This window comes from Amphritea japonica ATCC BAA-1530 (genome assembly GCF_016592435.1).
Classification (GTDB): Bacteria; Pseudomonadota; Gammaproteobacteria; order Pseudomonadales; family Balneatricaceae; genus Amphritea; species Amphritea japonica.
Genome location: NZ_AP014545.1, coordinates 410,397 through 429,475 on the forward strand (window position 1 = coordinate 410,397; position 19,079 = coordinate 429,475).

Consider the following 19,079-nt stretch of genomic DNA (forward strand, 5'->3'; position numbering starts at 1 on the left):
GCTGTCAGCTTATAGGAGATTGTTAGAACTGGTAGCTGTAGCTTAACATCAGACTGCGTGGCGCGCCCGGAGAGTAGGACTTATCTCCACGAGTGTCTTTCTTAACCTCTACCGCATAGCGCTTATCAAACAAGTTCTGGATGTTCAGATTGATATCGTGTGGCCCGATTGAATACCCCAGAATAGCGCTGGTAACAAAGTCATAACCGTTATAGGTCTCTGTGTTGGCGTTATCCAGATAGTATTCTCCCCAGCTGTCAGCCTGCACTCTGAGTTTGATGCCGTTGGGATGCTGATAATTAAGATTCAGACTGTAGTAGTGTTCCGGAATATAAGGCAGTTGATTTCCAGATCGATCAAAGTTTGTTGGGGTGCGCCCCAGATAGACCACTTCTGAAAACTCGTCGTAGTGATAGTCGCTATAGGCGTAATTTAGTCCTAACTGAAGCTCGCCGGGAATCGTCTGCTTGAGAACCTGAACGGTGCCGCTAAATTCGAGCCCTTTTTTGTCGGTTTTGCCGGCGTTTTGATAGAGTGTTTCGCCGTCAGTACGTACCTGAATGATTTCGTCTTTTACTTCAGTAGCATAAGCGCTCAGGTCAAACTGCCAAGCCGCAGCTCTGCCTTTCAAACCGACTTCAACGGTCCGATTGGTCGCACTGAGCAGGTCGATGTTGCTCTCCAGTTCACTAGAGAAGGGCACTTGTTCACCCTGGGCGATATTACCGAACAGAGTGAAGTTGTTGTTTAGTTTATAACTGGCACCAATGCGGGGAGAGAAAAGATTAAAGCTACGGCTTAAACTGGTATTGCCTCCACTGCCGGGAATGGTCAGGTAATTCCCCATCCCATAGTTGTATGCGGTATCGCTGCTCCAGGTGTCCTGTTCTATTTTTATTCTGTCGAAGCGGAAGCCTGCATCGATAAGTAAGTGATCAGTTGGTCGTAAATTTTCCTGTAAGAAGAAGCCATAAACGGTATTCAGCTCGTCCTGTTTTTCTAATAATTCACCTTTCCTGTCAGACAGAGTACTGATGATGCGTGGTCCGGCAGTGAGTATGTCTGCGTAGGCGTATTTACGGGCGTTATCTGTGCGATCCTGCCTGAAGGTAACGCCGCTGACCAGGTTGTCTTCACCTACCAGGTGATGGCTATAGTCCAGTTCCAGGTCAGTGCCGAAAATATCGACCCCGGGGTTAACGTTGATCGCGCCGGTTACCGGATGAAAGTGACTCCAGTGGTTGTAATATATTCGGGGCCTGAGTGTCAGATCATCCAGTTCTACCGTCAAGCGGCTATTAAAAAAGATAATATCTGAATCGCGGGCGCTGTTTTTAAAGGCTGAATTATTGTCTCTTTGTTCTCCTGTACGTTTGAACTGATGGAACTGCGCTTCATCCATAGTGCCCGGCAGATTCATCTCTGACTGGGTAAGGCTTAGTTCTATCTCCAGTTCGCTGTTATCTGTTGGCAGGATGCCTCCTTTAATGCTGAACTGGTTGGATTCATACTCGTTATGTCGACGCCAACCATTTTCCTGGGCGCGATGCGAAGCGGTAAAGGCCAGAGCGTTACCTTCATCGGACGTATAAGATTTGCGCAGGTGTAGATTACGGGTACCCTGATCTCCGAATCCAAGGCGCAGCTGGTCGCGGCGATTATCGAATACTGATTTAGATAGGATATGTATCGCGCCGCCGGTAGAGCCGGTAGCATAGATATTTGCCGGTCCTTTGCTGACTTCGATCTGCTCAATATCCTGAGTGTCGATAAAATCCATCCGTGTGAAACTGTCTGGATCAGTAATCGGAACTCCGTCGCGTAATACCATGATTTCACGTATGCCGTACTGCGCTTTCAGGCCGGCTCCCCGAACAATCAGGCGGGAGCTACTGCCGCCGCTGGTGGATTGAATCAGTACGCCAGGTGTTCCTTTGAGGGCGTCGGCAATATTAAACATTTTCTCCTGCTCCAGGCGTTCCTGGTCGATGATTGAGATGCTTTCAGGTACCTCTGCTGACGTGCGTTCGGTACGTGTGGCAGTCACGGTAATAATGTCGGATACAGCGGTTTCTTCTGCCTGTACATGAATGCTGGTTAGCGTGGTTGCTATGCAAATAGCGAGTTGGCAGCAGCGAAATTGCTTGGGATACTTGTCCATAATGGGCCCATTAAGAGAATATTCTGCGCGAAAAAATAGGCTCTCCAACAGGGTAAAACAATGTGACACGTTGTCGCGTGGCAAGATGTCGCAGCTGGCAATTGCGCCTGAATGACAGAGATATAGACAGGCAACGCTAAACTTTCGATCAATCGGGAGGTATGATGGATTTATACTTATGACTGATAAAATCCATATGTTTGATAGGCTTAAACAACGTATAGATCGCTATGCTCCCCGTACACTTAGCTTAAGTGGGCCGGAAGCTGGGGTTTTGATCGCGTTGACGGATAATCCAGCGGGCCCTGAAGTGATACTGACCCGCCGTGCCGATCATCTGAACACTCATAGCGGTGAGATCGCCTTTCCGGGGGGGAAGCGGGACGATACTGACCCTGATCTGCTCTACACCGCTTTACGAGAGGCGGAAGAGGAGGTCGATCTCAGGCCTGTAGATGTTGAGGTTGTCGGCCCTCTGGGCGCGGTATTATCGAAACATAAGCTTCGGGTTACTCCTTATGTTGGGATTATTCCCCATGATGTTGTTTTGACACCCAACCTGGGTGAACTGGACCGGATTCACCGGGTGCCGTTAAGCTTTTTTCTTGAAAAACCACCCCATCACACCGATGCCATTCCTTTTCGAGGGAAGACCCATTACGTGCCTGCATATATGTATGAGGGTGATATTATCTGGGGGCTCACCGCCTATATGCTGGTAGAGCTTTTAAATGTGGGATTCGATGCCGGTATCCCGATGAAAACCCGACCGGAGTACAGTTAACTATGTTGTTTTCTATGAGTGGCCGCGAGGTCTGTTTAGTGGGCGAAGAGCATTATGTTGCGCATAACGCTACCCTGATAGGCTCGGTTGAATTACATAACCAGGCCAGTGTCTGGTTTAACGTGGTTATTCGCGGAGATAACGATCAAATTACTATTGGCGAGCGATCCAATATTCAGGATGGCTCGGTATTGCATACTGATCCTGGCTATAAGCTGACAGTTGGCAAAGATGTAACCGTAGGACATCTGGCCATGTTGCATGGCTGTGAGGTAGGTGATGGTTCCTTAGTCGGGATCGGTGCGGTAGTGCTCAATGGTGCAAAAATTGGTAAAGGCTGCCTGATTGGCGCGAATGCGCTGGTCCCGGAGGGAATGGTGATTCCTGATGGTTCACTGGTGGTTGGCTCTCCTGCGAAAGTAAAGCGTTCACTGAGTGAAGAACAGCAGCAGGGATTACTCGAGAACGCGGCGCATTATGTTGAAAATATGCAGCGTTATCGGTTGGAATTACAGCAACAGAATTAAGAAGTGACCAATGAAGAATGAAACCCCAGTATCTCTGTCTGTTCGTTCGCCCTGCATAGGCGTCTGCGCACTGGATGAGAAAGATCTCTGTATAGCCTGTCGTCGTAGCGGAATAGAAATCGCTGAATGGGGTGTGTTATCTGATGATGAGAAAAAAGCGGTGTGGGCTTTGATTCGACAGCGGGAAGAGGATGATCGCAGTGCCTGAAACAGAGACTGATATGAAAGTAATGATCGATCTGTGTGTCGTGCCGATAGGTGTTGGTACCTCTGTGTCAGAGTATGTGACTGCCTGTCAGAGAGTGCTGCAGGAGTCGGGTCTGGATCATCAGATGCACGCTTATGGTACTAATGTTGAGGGGGACTGGGACGCTGTATTTGCGGCAGTAAAGCGTTGCCATGAGGTGGTTCACCACATGGGAGCTGTTCGGATCACCAGCAGCATGCGTATCGGTACTCGTACCGATCGTGATCAGACCATGGATGATAAAATTAACAGCGTGAAAGCTAAATTAGTGTGAAGGCAATAAGTTAAAGTAGCCCGGTTGCCCGGGCCCGGGAAGAGGCGCTAGTCCTCCTCTTCCTCATCATCGCTATCCTGCTTCAACCGGGTTGCCCGGATCGTTTTAATCAGATTGTCACTTACTTGCAGTGTTTCAATTCGGTAGTTGTCGATCAGTAAGCAGACATTCGCATCTGGAATCGCTTCAATGACTTCCATCACCAGCCCGTTAATGGTTTTAGGGCCATCGGTGGGCAGGTCCCAGTCCAGTGACTTGTTTACATCGCGAATGTTGGCGGTACCGTCGATAAAGAAGCTGCCATCTGTCTGAGGGAAAATATCCTGATTTTCCTCTTTACCACTGATGGACATCTCCCCAACGATCTCTTCCAGAATATCTTCCAGGGTGACGATGCCCTCAATATCACCATACTCATCAACCACTAACGCGATCCGTCGGCTCTCTTTCTGAAAATTTAATAGCTGGGTTTGTAATGGAGTGCTTTCGGGGACGAAGTAGGGCTCATGAATAACCTGAAGAATAGCGGCTTTAGTTACGGCATCCTGCCTGAATACCTGGGCCAGGTTACGCATATGGAGAATGCCGACAACTTTATTCAGCTCTCCCCGGTATACCGGCATCCGTGTATGAGCGGTGGTGCTTAGCTGGTCAATAATCTCTTCCAGATCGTTGTCCAGATCGATGCCCAAAACCTCGTTTCGGGGAATCATGATGTCGTTGACGGTGACATCATCCAGCTCCAGAACACCCAGTAACATTGACTGGTTGCGCTGTTGCAGCACCGCGCCGGATTCATTTACCAGTGTGCGAAGCTCTTCGGTGCTGAGGTGATGGTGTTCGCCGGGAGTGACTTTAACGCCGATCAGTTTTAGTAAGTTATTGGTGATTAAATTAACTATCCAGACCAGTGGATAAAGCAGTTTTAACAGTGGCTGCAGTATATAGGCAGCAGGAAAGGCAATTTTCTCAGGGTACAGGGCTGCAATAGTTTTGGGTGAAACTTCGGCAAAAATCAGAATGACCAGTGTCAGTGCCGCTGTCGCGATGAAGATGCCATCTTCTCCCCACAGCTCAACAGCAATAATAGTGGCAATTGCTGAGGCAAGAATATTGACGAAGTTATTGCCGATCAGAATAACGCCGATAAGTCGATCAGGGCGTTTGAGAAGTTTGTTGGCTTTGATCGCTCCCCGGTGTCTGTTTTTGACCATATGACGCAACCGGTAACGGTTGAGTGACATCATGCCGGTCTCAGAGCTGGAGAAAAATGCTGAGCAGAAAATAAGAAATACAAGCAGTCCCAACAGGGACTCGATCGATGCGCCTTCCAAGACGTTTAACCTTCAGTAGCGGGTTGGAAAGCTATTGTCGGGCTAACCCCAGAAACTGTCAAGCATACTTAGCCGGAGCTTTGTCGGGCACGCTGCTTACATGAGTAGTTCGACAACAAACTTACTGCCGAAGAATGAGAGCATTAGCACAATAAAGCCGCCGACGGTCCACCGAATCGCTTTATGACTGCGCCAGCCCAGAAAGTGACGGCCTATGAGCAGGGTGGCATAAAGCAGCCATGCCAGGATGGATAGAACGGTTTTGTGGACCAGATGCTGAGCAAACAGATCATCAAAAACCAATGCGCCGCTGGCTAATGAGAGCGTTAGCAGGATAAGCCCGGTCCAGATCATCTCAAATAACAAGGCCTCCATTGTTTGTAATGGTGGCAGTGAACGAAGCAGACCTTTGGTCATATGATGCTTAAGCTGATAGTCCTGTTTGGCCAGCAGTACTGCTTGAAAAGCGGCCAGGGTGAAGATGCTGTAAGCGAGAATAGAGAGGAGGATATGGATGACCAGGCCGCTGTCGTAATGTCTGGCAGTATTGGCATCAACGCCGATTAAAGAGAATAGTAGTGTGATGGCTGCCAGCGGAAAGATGCCTACAAACAGGTTGTCGATTTTTTGTCGTAGCGAGCTAAGTAATACCAGGGTTGCAACCAGCCAGCCAATCAGTGAGCCAGTGCTAAAGAAACCCAGCTGAATACCCTCGGGGTGATGAAGTTCCAGGTAGACCGCATAGCCGTGAGCGATAATAGCGGTTAATCCCGCCAATCTGACCAGATGGCGATTAATACTGTGGCCTTTAACGGTTTGCCACTGCAGGCTGGCAGCGATCAGGTAGCAGAGAATGGCAACTAGTGTGGGCAGAGTTTGCATCAGCGGTGAGCTCATCAGATCCATAAAAAAGTAAGGGAAGGGAACGGTTTTTTCCCTCTTTAGATGGCGCTAAGTGTGTCATAAATATGCGGTTGATGAAATATTGATACAGGGCTAATTGACCAAGGTCAGCGCTGATGCTGACCAATTGATAACCCGTTTCCATTTAATCAGGTTCCTATAGGGCGCTGCTGCTGTATAATGGCGGTCTTTATTTTGCTGCCGAAGCGCTGGTTTCATTGCGACTTCTGACGAAGCAGTACCGGATTAACCCTCCCCCTTAAGGCGTAACTATGTTTGAGAATCTGACGGATCGTTTAGCGAAAACGCTAAAATCGGTTACGGGTCAGGCGAAGCTGACCGAAGACAATATTCAAGGCACCCTGCGTGAAGTTCGTATGGCGCTGCTTGAAGCTGACGTGGCTCTGCCAGTCGTTAAGGTATTTATAAACAGTGTTAAAGAACGCGCTGTAGGGACTGAGGTCAGTAAGAGCCTGAGCCCTGGGCAGGTGTTTGTTAAGATAGTCCAGCAGGAGCTGGAAAAAGTCATGGGTGAGGCCAATGAGGCACTCAACCTGGCTGCTCAACCTCCTGCTGTTGTGATGATGGCTGGTTTGCAGGGGGCGGGTAAAACTACCTCTGTGGCGAAGCTGTCTCGCTTCTTACGTGAGCGAGAGAAGAAGAAAGTACTGGTCGTGTCTGCTGACGTGTATCGTCCTGCGGCGATCAAGCAGCTTGAAACACTGGCGGCAGAAGTTGAGGTAGATTTCTTTCCTTCGTCTGTTGAACAAAAGCCGATCGATATTGTAAATGCGGCGATCAATCATGCCAAAGTTAAGCATTTCGATGTTTTGATTGTTGATACCGCCGGTCGTCTGCATGTCGATACCGGCATGATGGATGAGATCAAAGCGCTACATGCAGCGATTAATCCGGTTGAAACTCTGTTTGTAGTTGATGCCATGACTGGTCAGGATGCGGCGAATACAGCCAAGGCATTCAATGATGTGCTGCCGCTTACCGGTGTGGTACTGACTAAGACCGATGGTGATGCCCGTGGTGGTGCGGCGCTGTCTGTTCGCCATATTACGGGTAAACCGATCAAGTTCTTAGGCGTAGGCGAGAAAGTAGATGCGCTGGAACCTTTCCATCCTGATCGTGTTGCTTCCCGAATCCTGGGAATGGGCGATGTTCTATCTCTGATCGAAGAAGTAGAGCAGAAGGTTGATAAGGACAAAGCTGAGCGTCTGGCTAAAAAAGTTCAGAAAGGTAAGGGCTTTGATCTGGAAGACTTCCGTGACCAGCTGCAACAGATGAGCAACATGGGTGGTATGTCTTCGTTGATGGATAAACTGCCCGGCATGGGTCAGATGGGTCAGGCGATGCAAGGGGCTAATCTCTCTAATGCTGAGAAAGGCTTTAAACAGTTTGAGTCGATTATAAATTCAATGACGCCACACGAGCGTAAGCGTCCGGACGTGATTAGCGGTTCGCGTAAAAAACGTATCGCGATGGGTTCTGGTACCCAGATTCAGGATATTAACCGTCTGCTGAAGCAGCATAAGCAGATGGCTAAAATGATGAAGAAGTTTTCTTCTAAGGCCGGCATGGCGAAGATGATGCGCGGCATGAAGGGTATGATGCCTGGCGGCATGGGCGGTCCTGGGGGACCGGGCGGCTTTCCACGTATGTGATGTCGGCGCTTAATAAATAGCCAAAAGACTTTTCAAGGGCGGTGGATTCGCGTAGAATTCCCGCCCTGTTTTTATGATTAGGTGCAGTCTACATCGATTTTTTCTATGAGGAGATCGGAATGAGGCTGGAATCTGTGAACTGTGGGTGATATCAAAGCTCACTTAATAAAGGGACCAAACGTATGGTAACTATTCGTCTTTCTCGTGGTGGCGCTAAAAAGCGTCCTTTCTATCATTTGACTGTAGCTGATTCTCGTAATCCGCGTGATGGTCGTTTTATTGAGCGTGTTGGCCTGTTCAACCCTCTGGCTAAAGGCCAGGAAGAGCGTCTGCGTATTAATCAGGAACGTGTTGACTACTGGGTAGCTAAAGGCGCTCAGATGTCTGATCGCGTTGCTAAGCTGGTAAAAGGCGCTAAGTAAACGTTATTAAGCGATCAGTTGGGTTATTAAGATGAGTGGTTTGACGTCAGACGATATTACAACAGTAGGGCGGATCACGACGATCTACGGCGTTAAAGGTTGGGTGAAAATATACTCCCATACCGAGCCGATGGAGCGCATTCTGGATTACTCACCATGGCTACTGAAACTAAACGGTCAGTGGCAGCCGGTTAAGATTAGCGAAGGCAAAAAACATGGTAAGGGACTGGTAGCTAAGCTTGCAGGTGTTGATGATCGTGATATAGCTCGCCAGTATTGTGGCATGGATATCGCGATAGAAACTAGCCTGCTACCAGCGCTGGGCGAAGGTGATTTTTACTGGAGTCAGCTGGAAAAGCTTGAAGTATTGACCGAGTCCGGCGTGAAGCTGGGTAAGGTAAGTCATCTGATTGCGACCGGTTCAAATGATGTACTGGTAGTAAAAGGTAAGGCAGACAGTGTTGATCGCAGAGAGCGGTTGATCCCCTACCTGCCGGATCAGGTGATTAAAGAGATAAACCTTGAAGAAGGTACGATACGGGTCGATTGGGATCCGGAGTTTTAACCGGTGTGGATCGGTGTAGTTACCCTTTTTCCGGAGATGTTTGAAGCGATAACTCGCAACGGCGTAACCGGAAGGGCAGTGCGCAACGGCTTGCTCGATGTGCAGTGCTGGAACCCTAGGGAGTTCACAAAGGATAAACACCGTACGGTGGATGACCGTCCTTATGGCGGTGGTCCCGGAATGTTGATGAAGGTGCAGCCGCTGCGGGACGCAATCCATGCAGCTAAAAAAACTGCAGGTGATAAGACCAGAGTAATCTATCTTTCGCCGCAGGGGCGCCGACTTGATCATGCTGGGGTGAAGGAACTGGCCGCTTGTGAGCGGTTGATTCTTGTCGCGGGGCGCTATGAAGGTATAGATGAGCGTCTGGTGGAGACTGAAATCGATGAGGAGTGGTCGTTGGGTGATTTTGTCCTCAGCGGCGGCGAGTTGCCAGCAATGGTGATGATCGATGCGGTATCCAGACTGGTTCCCGGAGTTTTAGGGCATCAGGATTCAGCGACGGAAGATTCCTTTTGTGATGGGTTGCTAGATTGCCCGCACTACACCCGACCGGAAGAACTCGACGAAATGTCCGTACCCGATGTGTTGCTTAGCGGTAACCACGAGGCGATCAGGCGCTGGCGTCTGAAACAGCAACTGGGCCGAACCTGGAAACGGCGCCCGGACCTGCTGGATGACCTTAGGTTAGATAAAGAGCAGCAAACATTGTTAAACGAATTTATCCGTGAGACCGAAGCGTCTCAAGGTTAGTATTTAGGAGCGAGCGATGAGCAGCAAAAACTCTATCATTCAGCAGATCGAAGCTGAACAGATGAACAAAGAAGTACCAGAATTTGCACCGGGTGACACCGTTATTGTTCAGGTAAAAGTAGTTGAAGGCGAGCGTAAGCGTTTGCAGGCGTTTGAAGGCGTTGTGATTGGTAAGCGTAACCGTGGCGTAAACTCTGCGTTCACCGTACGTAAAATTTCTCACGGTGTTGGTGTTGAGCGTACTTTCCAGACTTTTGCGTCTACTGTAGATAGCATTGAAGTTAAGCGTCGCGGTGACGTGCGCCAGGCTAAACTGTACTACTTGCGTGAGCGTAGTGGTAAGTCTGCACGTATTAAAGAGAAACTGGCTAAGTAATTATTTAGCCCAGTTTGAGTATAAAAGGCGACTTCGGTCGCCTTTTTTATTGTCTGAAATTCGCATGGAAATTAATCCCGCACTAAAATAAATGGAATATTGTTGTACCCGCTTGGTTTTTTTTAATACTGTCAGGGTATGTGGTGATACTCGATGGGCTGTGGAAGGGAGCGATGAAGAGATTTTTGGTCAGTATATGCTCTCTGTTTTTTCTGCTGGGTACCGGTTCTAAAGCAGTTGGTGCGGATGGCGGTAAGGACATTGTCGATAAACGGGATGCCCAGGGTCGGACTGCCGATGAAGAGGCGCGTCGTCAGGCAACCCGTGAAGCCATTCGGCGTGCAGTGCGGGGCGGGCAGGTTGCTCCGAAAACGGTGCATGAGAAAACCTACCAATCAATCCATCATGAGCAGCTCGGGCAATATATTGGCAGCTGGGTTAAGCTGGAAACCTATTTTGGTCGCAAAGTAGAAGGTACGCTTAGGCGGGTGAAGGGTAATACCATCTACGTCGATGAGCATGTAGCCCAGGGTAGTGCTAGCTATCCTATCAATAAGACAAAAATTTCCGGGCTGAAAGTATTGAAATAATACGGCTCCGGTGACGGATACCCACTGTGTGAACAGCGAAACTCAAACCGATGCGCGGGTAACCGCAGAGCATCCATCTCCGCGTGACTCTGAGCTGATTGAGCAATTTATCGATGCGCTCTGGTTAGAAAAGGGCTTAAGTAAAAATACACTTAACTCATATCGCCGTGATCTCTCTATATACGCATGCTGGTTGAACGGTCAGAAACAATGCCTGCTTGAATCCAGTCGAACTAATCTGCTTAGCTATCTCAATTGGCGCGTACGTCAGCGAATGAAAGCCAGCTCTACGGCTCGATTGCTCTCCTGTTTACGTGGTTTTTTTCGCTATCTATTAAGGGAGGGAGTGTTAAGCGAAGACCCGACCTTGCAAGTTGAAAGTCCGAAGCGTGGGCGTCCTTTGCCGAAGAGTTTAAGTGAGGCTGATGTTGAAGCCTTGCTGAATGCGCCGGATCTGGATGATGTTCTGGGCTTTCGGGATAGGGCGATGCTGGAGATGCTTTACTCATCCGGATTACGGGTGAGTGAGCTGGTGGGGCTACAGTTGTCACAAATTAATCTGCGCCAGGGTGTGCTCAGAGTTGTGGGTAAGGGGGATAAAGAGCGGTTGGTTCCTTTAGGGGATGAAGCTGCCAATTGGTTGATACGCTACCTGAAAGAGGCGCGTCCCGGTCTTATACAGGATGCCGGAAATGAAGTGGTCTTCCCCAGTCGTCGTGGCCAGCAGATGACCCGGCAAACTTTTTGGTATCGGATCAAGCGTCATGGCCTCACTGCAGGTATTGATCAGCTGCCGTCACCGCATGTGCTGCGACACGCTTTTGCTACTCATCTTTTGAATCATGGAGCGGATTTGAGAGTGGTGCAGTTGCTGCTGGGGCATAGCGATCTTTCAACGACTCAGATCTATACGCATGTGGCTAAACATCGTTTACAATCGCTACATCAACAGCATCACCCGCGGGGCTGATTTTCAGGTTATTTTCAGTTTTCGTCGTTAGGCTGGAAACTATGCTGCTGTTTTAGCGTCTTACAGGCAGAGCTTTGAAAGGCGATTCAAATATTTGAGGGAATTATGCAAAAACTAATGATGTCCATAGTGGCTTTGATGTTGCTGAGCTTTAATGTTTCAGCGGATGAATCTAAAGAAGCGGCTATACGTTCTGCCTTGAGTGCGCTGAGTAGCCAGGTGCCTATCGTTGCTATCGCTGATGCCCAGTTTCCAGGTCTTTATGAAGTAACTCTGGCGAGTGGTGAGCTGCTTTATGTGAATGAGGCGGGCAGTCATTTTATTGTCGGCGAGGTGTATAAAGTTCAGTCAAATGGCAAGCTGGTTAACCTTACGGAAGAGGGCAAGAAGTCCGGCCGGATTGAGCAGTTAGCTGCCGTCGATACTAAAGATATGGTTATCTTTCCAGCGAAAGGCGAGACCAAAGCACATATGACGGTGTTCACCGATACGGATTGTTTCTACTGTCGGAAGTTACATAAAGAGATCGGGCAGATTAATGAGCAGGGCATCGAAGTCCGTTATCTGGCCTTTCCGCGTGCCGGTGCTGGCTCTAATACTGAGCGAGAGATGAACTCTATCTGGTGTGCCGATGAGTCAGAGCGGGCTGCGTTGATGACTCTGTCTAAAGCGGGTCAGACTGTTCCTCCTCTTACTTGTGAGAACAGCCCGGTGATGGGTCAGTATAAATTGGGGCAGCAGATGGGAGTGACCGGAACGCCTGCGCTGGTGTTGCAGGATGGGAGTCTGGTGCCGGGTTATATGCCGGCTGCTCAGTTGGCGAAGATGCTGGGTGTTGCTAATTAAGTTTTGAGTTGAGAAGAAGGGAGCTATGAGCTCCCTTTTTTTATGCATAAACTTTTTTGCGGTAAGGTAGAGCGCTGCGTAGAGCTTATGGCGGATATTCGCTATAATGCGTGCCTATTTTTTAACCGCAGTAATGTCTGCCGCTCGAATAGCAAAGTAATAGCGCGAGGTAATGGTTTGAAACCTGTAAAAGTTGGTATCTGTGGTCTTGGCACCGTTGGTGGTGGTACGTTCAATGTACTTAAACGCAACGCTGAAGAGATCTCCCGTCGTGCGGGCCGTAGTATCGTTGTAGAAGCGATCGGTGCCCGTCGTGAAAATCCTGATTGCGACACCCGGGGTACCCATATTACAGCGGATATTTTCGAGATTGCCCGCAATCCTGAGATCGATGTTGTTGTTGAGTTGATTGGCGGCTATGAGCTAGCGCTAGAGTTGGTGATGACTGCTATTGAGCATGGTAAGCATGTTGTAACAGCCAATAAAGCCCTGATCGCCGTTCATGGTAATGAGATTTTTGAAGCGGCTCAGAAAAAGAACGTTATGGTTGCGTTTGAAGCGTCGGTTGCCGGTGGTATTCCGATTATCAAAGCGATTCGTGAAGGTCTGTCGGCGAACAAGATCAACTGGCTGGCGGGTATCATCAACGGAACCGGTAACTTTATCCTGACCGAAATGCGAGATAAAGGGCGTGATTTCGCTGATGTGCTGGCTGAAGCGCAGGCGCTTGGTTATGCCGAAGCTGATCCAACCTTTGATGTTGAGGGTATCGATGCGGCGCATAAGCTGACGATACTGGCGTCCATCGCTTTCGGTGTGCCTCTGCAGTTTGAGAAGGCTTATACCGAAGGTATTAGCAAGATTACAGCTGAAGATGTGCAATACGCAGAAGAGCTCGGTTACCGGATTAAGCATCTGGGTGTCAGCCGGCGTACCGAAAACGGTATCGAATTGCGTGTGCATCCGACCATGATTCCAGAAAAGGCACTGCTGGCGAATGTTCACGGTGTGATGAATGCTGTTCTGGTTGACGGGGATGCTGTAGGTCAGACGATGTATTACGGTGCCGGTGCTGGTGCTGAGCCGACAGCCTCTGCTGTGGTAGCGGATATTGTTGATGTCGTTCGTACACTGACGGCTGATCGTGATAATCGTGTGCCGCATCTGGCATTCCAGCCAGGTAGCTTGTCTGAGCTGCCAATTTTGCCGGTTGATGAGGTAACTAGTGCGTACTACCTGCGTCTGACGGTAAATGAGCGTCCTGGTGTTCTGGCGATGGTGACCTCTATCTTGAGTGAGTCAGAAATCAGTATTGATGCGATTATTCAGAAAGAAACCCATGAAGACCAAGTGCCTGTGATTATCCTGACTCAAGATGTTCAGGAGAAGCAGATGAATGAAGCGATCGCTAAGATCGAAGCGCTGGCTGATGTTAATCAAGCGGTTACCCGTATCCGTGTTGAGCATCTGTAAGGTAACAGGAAGAGCAGGAATTTAGACCGTGAAATATATCTCTACCCGGGGCGATGCCCCTGCGCTGAATTTTGAAGAAGTGCTATTGGCTGGTCTGGCCAGCGATGGTGGCCTTTATGTACCGGAAGTTTTGCCGACTTTCAGTAAAGAGGAGATCGCTTCCTGGGCCGGTCTGCCTTATAACGAACTGGCGTATAAAATTATTAAGCCGTTTGTTGATGACTGTGTGGAAGATGCTGATCTTAAGCAGATGATCGATGAGACCTATGCCGGGTTTAATCATATCGCTGTTGCACCACTGAAAGAGTTGGGCACGAATGAATGGGTGCTGGAGCTATTCCACGGGCCTACGCTGGCATTTAAAGATTTTGCATTGCAGTTGCTGGGTCGTTTGATGGATTATGCGCTGACCAAGCGTCAGGAACGTCTGGTCATTATGGGCGCGACGTCCGGTGATACCGGTTCTGCGGCCATTGAAGGTTGTCGTCACAGCGACCATCTGGATATCTTTATTCTGCATCCTTACAATCGTGTTTCCGAAGTGCAGCGTAAGCAGATGACCACTATTATCGAAGATAATGTGTTCAATGTTGCGCTGGAAGGTAACTTCGATGACTGTCAGGAGATGGTTAAGGACAGCTTTGCTAATCAGGACTTCCTGGGCGGTCGTAAGCTGGGTGCTGTGAACTCGATCAACTGGGCACGTATTATGTCCCAGATCGTTTACTACTTCTCAGCTTCTCTGGCGGTGGGTGGTCCTCATCGTGAAGTGGCGTTCTCAGTGCCGACCGGTAACTTCGGTGATATTTTTGCGGGTTATCTGGCGAAACAGATGGGCTTGCCTATCAGTCAGCTGGTGGTTGCGACTAACAAGAACGATATCCTGCACCGGGTGATCTCCGGTAATGATATGAGCAAGGGTGAATTGGTTCACACGTTGTCTCCATCGATGGATATTATGGTGTCCTCAAACTTTGAGCGTCTGCTGTTTGATGTTTATGGTCGGGACGGTGCAGCGATCAATGATCTGATGGCTAAGTTCAAAACGGAGCCAGTGCAATTAGACAAGCAGCGCTGGGAAAAAGTGCGAGAGCTGTTTGATAGCTATGCCTGTGATGATGAAGAGACCTGTAAGCTGATCGAAACAGTGGCGCAGGAAACCGGTTATCTGCTGGATCCTCATACGGCTATCGGTGTGGCGGCGGCGCGAGAATGTAATCGTGATACCAGTGTGCCGATGATTGTGTTGTCCACAGCGCATCCGGTCAAGTTCCCGGAAGCGGTGCTGAAGGCGGGATTGGAATCTCCCCAGCTGCCAGCCCATATGGCGGATCTGTTTGAGCGTGAAGAACAGTTCACGGTATTGCCTAATGAACTGTCTACGGTACAGCAGTTCGTTGCTAAAAACGTTCATAACGACTAAGTACTTGCTGCTTTGATACTAGCCCGTTAGAGTCTCTGGCTCTAGCGGGCTTTTTATTGGGGGATAATAAGCATGGATCTGTTTTTTATATTGTCGAAGCTGTTCTGGGTGATTGCTAATCCTGGCAACTTTTTGATTTTATTATTGGTTTTAGCTTTATTAAAAGGCTGGAAAAAGCTCTCATCATTCTGCGCCCTGTGTTTGTTAATAATCACTTTTTATCCGGTAGGAAACTGGCTGCTGCAACCGTTGGAGTCGCGTTTTTCTCCGCCTACAGAGATGCCTGACAATATTGCCGGGGTGATTGTCCTGGGTGGAGCGGAAGAAGCAGAATTAAGTTCCGTCTGGCAGCAACCGCAGTTCAATATGGCTGCAGAACGGGATATGGCGATTTTGCCTCTGATGCAGCGGTATGCAGATGCGCCCATTATTCTTACCGGTGGTTCTGGCTCAGTTCGTAAACCTGAGTTTCGTGGTGCTGATGTATTGCAGAGCTGGTTGCAGGGTCAACAGTTAGGTAATCGGGTTATATTTGAAAGAGATTCCCGCAATACCTTTGAAAATGCTATCTACAGTCAGGGAGTTCTGCCTTCTGGCGTTGAATTTAATGACCCCCGGGGATGGCTGTTGGTGACATCGGCCTTTCATATGCCCAGGTCAGTGGGGATTTTTCGTAATCAGGGATGGCATGTTATTCCCTATCCGGTTGATTATTACTCTTTGCCGGCAAGCTTCGACAGCTGGCGTGCGGATCTGGGGAAAAACCTGCACGAGTTGTCAATCGGCGCGCGTGAATGGCTTGGCCTGGGGGCTTATTACCTGACGGATAAAACGGATGAATTTTTCCCTTCAGTCGCTCAGGAGGTCAGTCTAAATGAGTGATTTACTGATTCGCCGCCGTGAGGTGGATCAAAACAGCCCTGTTTTCAATCAGGTACAGCCGTTGCTGGCTCGGATCTACGCTAGCCGCGGATTGCATAATTCAGAAGAACTAGGTCGGAGCCTGCAGACTTTGCAGACCGGGCAAGACATGCTCGGGGTGGATGCAGCGGTTAGCCGTCTGATTACTGCGCTGGAGCAAGACCAGCATATCCTGATAGTAGGTGACTTCGATTGCGATGGTGCGACCAGTACCGCCGTTGGGATGTTGGGCCTGGGTATGATGGGCGCGAATCGGGTGAGTTATCTGGTGCCTAATCGCTTTGAATATGGCTATGGATTGAGCCCAGAGATAGTTAAGGTTGCGGCTGAACAGAAACCCGATCTGATCATTACTGTCGACAATGGTATCTCCAGTGTTGAGGGGGTCGCTCAGGCGAACACTCTTGGTATCGATGTTGTTGTTACCGATCATCACCTGCCCGGCGAAAAGCTCCCGGATGCAAGTGCTATTGTTAATCCCAACCAGCCTGGTTGTAAGTTTAGCGAGAAATCCACTTGTGGGGTGGGTGTCATCTTCTATGTGATGACGGCGCTTCGCAGAGCATTAGATGCACAAAACTGGTTTGAGAATCGGGGGCTGGCTAGGCCGAACCTGGGGCCTCTGCTTGATCTGGTAGCGCTGGGCACGGTTGCCGATGTGGTGCCGCTGGAACAGAATAACCGTACGCTGGTGTATCAGGGAGTGCAGCGTATTCGTGCAGGTAAAGCGCGTCCGGGTATTCTCGCGTTGATTGACATTAGCGGCCGGCAGCGAAGCCGTCTGACCGCTACTGACCTTGGCTTTGCGCTGGCGCCGCGCTTAAATGCAGCGGGGCGTTTAGATGACATGTCGATCGGTATTGAGTGTCTGCTAACCAATGATGAAGAACGTGCCCGTCAACTGGCGGTGCAGCTGGATACCCTGAATCAGGAGCGTCGGGGTATCGAGCAGGAGATGCAGCAGCAGGCGAACGCGTTATTGGATGAGTTGCAGCTTGATGCCGAGGGCGAACTTCCCTTTGGCTTATGCCTCTATGATGAGGACTGGCATCAGGGTGTCATCGGTATTCTGGCCTCGCGGATCAAAGAGAAAGTAAATCGCCCGGTGGTTGCTTTTGCGGTAGGTGATGAGGGTGAATTGAAAGGCTCCGCCCGTTCGGTCAGTGGTTTTCATATTCGTGATGGACTGGACGCCGTGGCGGCAAAATATCCACAGCTACTGAAAAAATTCGGCGGTCACGCGATGGCGGCTGGCATGACCATCGCAGCAGAGAATCTGGGACTGTTTCAGCAGGCCTTTGATGAAGCGGTACGATATCAGTTGAGCGCGGAACAGTTACAGCATGCGGTGCTGACTGATGGTGAATTGAATGGCTCAGAGATGACCATGGAGACGGCTGAGCTCTTGCGGGAATCCGGCCCCTGGGGGCATCAGTTCCCGGAACCTCTGTTTGATGGTGAATTTTCTTTGCTGCAGCAACGAATAGTCGGTCAGCGGCACTTGAAATTAGTGCTGATGGAACCAGATAGTGGAGTAGCGATTGATGCGATCCATTTCAATGCCGATACGGATACCTGGCCGAACGATTCCGTTCAGCGGGTCAGGGCGGTATTCCGCCTGGATGTAAACGAATTTCGCGGGCAGCGTAGCCTGCAACTGATGATAGATCACCTGCTGCCACTTTGATCCGGCAGCCATGTTTTTGCGAGAACAAAATGAGAGATGAACGATGAACGATTTTACCCTGGATGAATTGAATATACTGGTCGCGGTTTTTGATAAAGCGGGCATCGCAGAAGATGGTAGTGCTGAAGCTGAGATGTTCAGCCGTATCAAAGCTGCCCAGTCAGAGCGTACTGAGTTAGAAAGTATGGATTTTGATGATTGTCTGGGCGGTGCCTGCAAGCTGTGAGTGATCTACCACTTTATTATGTCGGTGCCCACGTTAGTGCCAGCGGCGGGGTTGAAAATGCCCCGCTGAATGCGGCAAAGCTAGGGGCGAATGCTTTTGCGCTGTTTACCAAAAATCAGCGTCGCTGGGAGGCTAAACCCCTCACCTCAGGCAGTATCAAAAAGTTTCGCGACAGTTGTGAGCGTCTGGGATTTAAACCAGAGCAAATACTTCCTCACGATAGCTATCTGATCAACCTGGGGCATCCGGAGGCTGAGCCGTTAGCAAAGTCGCGTGCCGCCTTTGTCGATGAATTGCAGCGTTGTGAGCAGCTGGGGCTCTGCTACCTGAACTTTCACCCGGGCAGTCACTTGCGCAAAGTGGATGAAGAAACCTGCCTTAATACCATCGCTGAGTCGATCAATATCGCCCTGGATCAAACCTCAGGTGTGACGGCAGTCATCGAAAATACGGCAGGTCAGGGGAGTAACCTGGGTTGTCGTTTCGAGCATCTTGCGCATATTATCGATCGGGTTGAAGATAAGAGTCGGGTGGGTGTCTGCCTTGATACCTGCCATACCTTTGCTTCCGGCTATGATCTGCGCGATCGGGATGATTGCCAGCATACCTTTGCCGAGTTCGAGCGCATCGTTGGTTTTGAGTATCTGAAGGGTATGCACCTGAACGACTCTAAAACGGAGTTCAATAGTCGTAAAGACCGCCACCATAGCTTAGGCATGGGTGAGATCGGCCTGGAAGTGTTTCGTTATATTATGTCCGATGACCGCTTCCGCGGAATTCCGATGGTATTGGAAACTATAGACGACACTATTTGGGCGGAAGAGATCCAGATGTTGCGAGGGTTTACTGACCTGAGTTCGTAAATGGCCTGTACGGCATGCAACTTGCTGTATAAAATAACACACCATATAGTTATCAGACCGG

21 protein-coding genes are annotated in these 19,079 nt (G+C 49.6%); 18 read left to right on the forward strand and 3 right to left on the reverse strand.

The features are described 5' to 3' along the window. Window positions 1-22 precede the first annotated feature (22 nt). Window positions 23-2,161 (reverse strand): TonB-dependent receptor, encoded by a 2,139-nt coding sequence (locus AMJAP_RS01960; protein WP_019620852.1) that lies wholly within the window; start codon window positions 2,159-2,161, stop codon window positions 23-25. Between the two features lie 178 nt (window positions 2,162-2,339). Between AMJAP_RS01960 and AMJAP_RS01965 the strand changes: the two genes are divergently transcribed. Genes AMJAP_RS01965 through AMJAP_RS01980 form a run of 4 tightly spaced genes read left to right on the forward strand, consistent with a single transcriptional unit; the run spans window position 2,340 to window position 3,993 of the window. Then, the gene (locus tag AMJAP_RS01965) at window positions 2,340-2,945 is read left to right on the forward strand and encodes a CoA pyrophosphatase (RefSeq protein WP_019620851.1); all 606 of its coding nucleotides are present in this window, start codon (window positions 2,340-2,342) and stop codon (window positions 2,943-2,945) included. A 2-nt stretch (window positions 2,946-2,947) separates the two neighbouring features. Next, entirely contained in the window at window positions 2,948-3,472 is a 525-nt protein-coding gene (locus AMJAP_RS01970) for a gamma carbonic anhydrase family protein (RefSeq protein WP_019620850.1), read from the forward strand. 10 nt (window positions 3,473-3,482) lie between these two features. Continuing rightward, the gene (locus AMJAP_RS01975; protein WP_019620849.1) at window positions 3,483-3,680 is read left to right on the forward strand and encodes a DUF1289 domain-containing protein; all 198 of its coding nucleotides are present in this window, start codon (window positions 3,483-3,485) and stop codon (window positions 3,678-3,680) included. A gap of 13 nt (window positions 3,681-3,693) precedes the next feature. Continuing rightward, window positions 3,694-3,993: an MTH1187 family thiamine-binding protein gene (locus tag AMJAP_RS01980; RefSeq protein WP_026340012.1), complete on the forward strand. Its 300-nt coding sequence runs from the start codon at window positions 3,694-3,696 to the stop codon at window positions 3,991-3,993. Between the two features lie 47 nt (window positions 3,994-4,040). On the opposite strand, the gene AMJAP_RS01985 is transcribed toward AMJAP_RS01980, so the two are convergent. Next, on the reverse strand, window positions 4,041-5,327 hold the full coding sequence (locus AMJAP_RS01985) for an HlyC/CorC family transporter (protein WP_019620847.1): 1,287 nt from the start codon (window positions 5,325-5,327) through the stop codon (window positions 4,041-4,043). Window positions 5,328-5,423: 96 nt separating this feature from the next. Continuing rightward, entirely contained in the window at window positions 5,424-6,224 is an 801-nt protein-coding gene (locus AMJAP_RS01990; protein WP_236588741.1) for a cytochrome C assembly family protein, read from the reverse strand. Between the two features lie 278 nt (window positions 6,225-6,502). On the opposite strand from AMJAP_RS01990, the gene ffh reads away from it, so the two are divergent. From ffh to nfo, 14 genes are all read left to right on the forward strand, one after another. After that, the gene (gene ffh, locus AMJAP_RS01995) at window positions 6,503-7,903 is read left to right on the forward strand and encodes a signal recognition particle protein (RefSeq protein ID WP_019620844.1); all 1,401 of its coding nucleotides are present in this window, start codon (window positions 6,503-6,505) and stop codon (window positions 7,901-7,903) included. A gap of 182 nt (window positions 7,904-8,085) precedes the next feature. Then, a complete protein-coding gene (rpsP, locus tag AMJAP_RS02000) occupies window positions 8,086-8,325 on the forward strand; it encodes a 30S ribosomal protein S16 (protein ID WP_019620843.1) in 240 nt (79 codons plus the stop codon). 31 nt (window positions 8,326-8,356) lie between these two features. Further along, window positions 8,357-8,890: a ribosome maturation factor RimM gene (gene rimM / locus AMJAP_RS02005; protein WP_019620842.1), complete on the forward strand. Its 534-nt coding sequence runs from the start codon at window positions 8,357-8,359 to the stop codon at window positions 8,888-8,890. 3 nt (window positions 8,891-8,893) lie between these two features. Continuing rightward, entirely contained in the window at window positions 8,894-9,643 is a 750-nt protein-coding gene (gene trmD / locus AMJAP_RS02010; protein WP_019620841.1) for a tRNA (guanosine(37)-N1)-methyltransferase TrmD, read from the forward strand. A 16-nt stretch (window positions 9,644-9,659) separates the two neighbouring features. After that, on the forward strand, window positions 9,660-10,019 hold the full coding sequence (rplS, locus tag AMJAP_RS02015) for a 50S ribosomal protein L19 (protein WP_019620840.1): 360 nt from the start codon (window positions 9,660-9,662) through the stop codon (window positions 10,017-10,019). 173 nt (window positions 10,020-10,192) lie between these two features. Next, on the forward strand, window positions 10,193-10,609 hold the full coding sequence (locus AMJAP_RS02020) for a PH domain-containing protein (protein WP_019620839.1): 417 nt from the start codon (window positions 10,193-10,195) through the stop codon (window positions 10,607-10,609). 28 nt (window positions 10,610-10,637) lie between these two features. Beyond that, entirely contained in the window at window positions 10,638-11,579 is a 942-nt protein-coding gene (gene xerD, locus AMJAP_RS02025; RefSeq protein WP_019620838.1) for a site-specific tyrosine recombinase XerD, read from the forward strand. 105 nt (window positions 11,580-11,684) lie between these two features. Continuing rightward, window positions 11,685-12,425 (forward strand): DsbC family protein, encoded by a 741-nt coding sequence (locus AMJAP_RS02030; protein ID WP_019620837.1) that lies wholly within the window; start codon window positions 11,685-11,687, stop codon window positions 12,423-12,425. A 177-nt stretch (window positions 12,426-12,602) separates the two neighbouring features. Continuing rightward, window positions 12,603-13,898 (forward strand): homoserine dehydrogenase, encoded by a 1,296-nt coding sequence (locus AMJAP_RS02035; protein ID WP_026340009.1) that lies wholly within the window; start codon window positions 12,603-12,605, stop codon window positions 13,896-13,898. A gap of 28 nt (window positions 13,899-13,926) precedes the next feature. Beyond that, window positions 13,927-15,321 carry a threonine synthase gene (gene thrC / locus AMJAP_RS02040; RefSeq protein WP_019620835.1) on the forward strand — a complete coding sequence of 465 codons (1,395 nt, stop codon included), beginning with the start codon at window positions 13,927-13,929 and terminating at the stop codon, window positions 15,319-15,321. Between the two features lie 72 nt (window positions 15,322-15,393). Beyond that, window positions 15,394-16,203 (forward strand): YdcF family protein, encoded by an 810-nt coding sequence (locus AMJAP_RS02045; protein ID WP_019620834.1) that lies wholly within the window; start codon window positions 15,394-15,396, stop codon window positions 16,201-16,203. After that, the gene (gene recJ, locus AMJAP_RS02050; RefSeq protein WP_019620833.1) at window positions 16,196-17,929 is read left to right on the forward strand and encodes a single-stranded-DNA-specific exonuclease RecJ; all 1,734 of its coding nucleotides are present in this window, start codon (window positions 16,196-16,198) and stop codon (window positions 17,927-17,929) included. The genes AMJAP_RS02045 and recJ overlap by 8 nt, the downstream gene beginning before the upstream one ends. A 43-nt stretch (window positions 17,930-17,972) precedes the next feature. Beyond that, window positions 17,973-18,155 carry a hypothetical protein gene (locus tag AMJAP_RS02055; protein ID WP_019620832.1) on the forward strand — a complete coding sequence of 61 codons (183 nt, stop codon included), beginning with the start codon at window positions 17,973-17,975 and terminating at the stop codon, window positions 18,153-18,155. After that, window positions 18,152-19,018, forward strand: coding sequence for a deoxyribonuclease IV (nfo, locus tag AMJAP_RS02060; protein ID WP_019620831.1), 867 nt, complete (start codon window positions 18,152-18,154; stop codon window positions 19,016-19,018). The genes AMJAP_RS02055 and nfo overlap by 4 nt, the downstream gene beginning before the upstream one ends. The last annotated feature ends 61 nt before the right edge of the window (window positions 19,019-19,079 follow it).

Excerpts from the sequence above, each read along its gene's own strand:
- AMJAP_RS01960 (WP_019620852.1), bottom strand. The coding sequence starts at position 2,161 with ATGGACAAGTATCCCAAGCAATTTCGCTGCTGCCAACTCGCTATTTGC.
- AMJAP_RS01965 (WP_019620851.1), top strand. The coding sequence starts at position 2,340 with ATGACTGATAAAATCCATATGTTTGATAGGCTTAAACAACGTATAGAT.
- AMJAP_RS01970 (WP_019620850.1), top strand. The coding sequence starts at position 2,948 with ATGTTGTTTTCTATGAGTGGCCGCGAGGTCTGTTTAGTGGGCGAAGAG.
- AMJAP_RS01975 (WP_019620849.1), top strand. The coding sequence starts at position 3,483 with ATGAAGAATGAAACCCCAGTATCTCTGTCTGTTCGTTCGCCCTGCATA.
- AMJAP_RS01980 (WP_026340012.1), top strand. The coding sequence starts at position 3,694 with ATGAAAGTAATGATCGATCTGTGTGTCGTGCCGATAGGTGTTGGTACC.
- AMJAP_RS01990 (WP_236588741.1), bottom strand. The coding sequence starts at position 6,224 with ATGAGCTCACCGCTGATGCAAACTCTGCCCACACTAGTTGCCATTCTC.
- ffh (WP_019620844.1), top strand. The coding sequence starts at position 6,503 with ATGTTTGAGAATCTGACGGATCGTTTAGCGAAAACGCTAAAATCGGTT.
- rpsP (WP_019620843.1), top strand. The coding sequence starts at position 8,086 with ATGGTAACTATTCGTCTTTCTCGTGGTGGCGCTAAAAAGCGTCCTTTC.
- rimM (WP_019620842.1), top strand. The coding sequence starts at position 8,357 with ATGAGTGGTTTGACGTCAGACGATATTACAACAGTAGGGCGGATCACG.
- rplS (WP_019620840.1), top strand. The coding sequence starts at position 9,660 with ATGAGCAGCAAAAACTCTATCATTCAGCAGATCGAAGCTGAACAGATG.
- AMJAP_RS02020 (WP_019620839.1), top strand. The coding sequence starts at position 10,193 with ATGAAGAGATTTTTGGTCAGTATATGCTCTCTGTTTTTTCTGCTGGGT.
- AMJAP_RS02030 (WP_019620837.1), top strand. The coding sequence starts at position 11,685 with ATGCAAAAACTAATGATGTCCATAGTGGCTTTGATGTTGCTGAGCTTT.
- AMJAP_RS02045 (WP_019620834.1), top strand. The coding sequence starts at position 15,394 with ATGGATCTGTTTTTTATATTGTCGAAGCTGTTCTGGGTGATTGCTAAT.
- recJ (WP_019620833.1), top strand. The coding sequence starts at position 16,196 with ATGAGTGATTTACTGATTCGCCGCCGTGAGGTGGATCAAAACAGCCCT.
- AMJAP_RS02055 (WP_019620832.1), top strand. The coding sequence starts at position 17,973 with ATGAACGATTTTACCCTGGATGAATTGAATATACTGGTCGCGGTTTTT.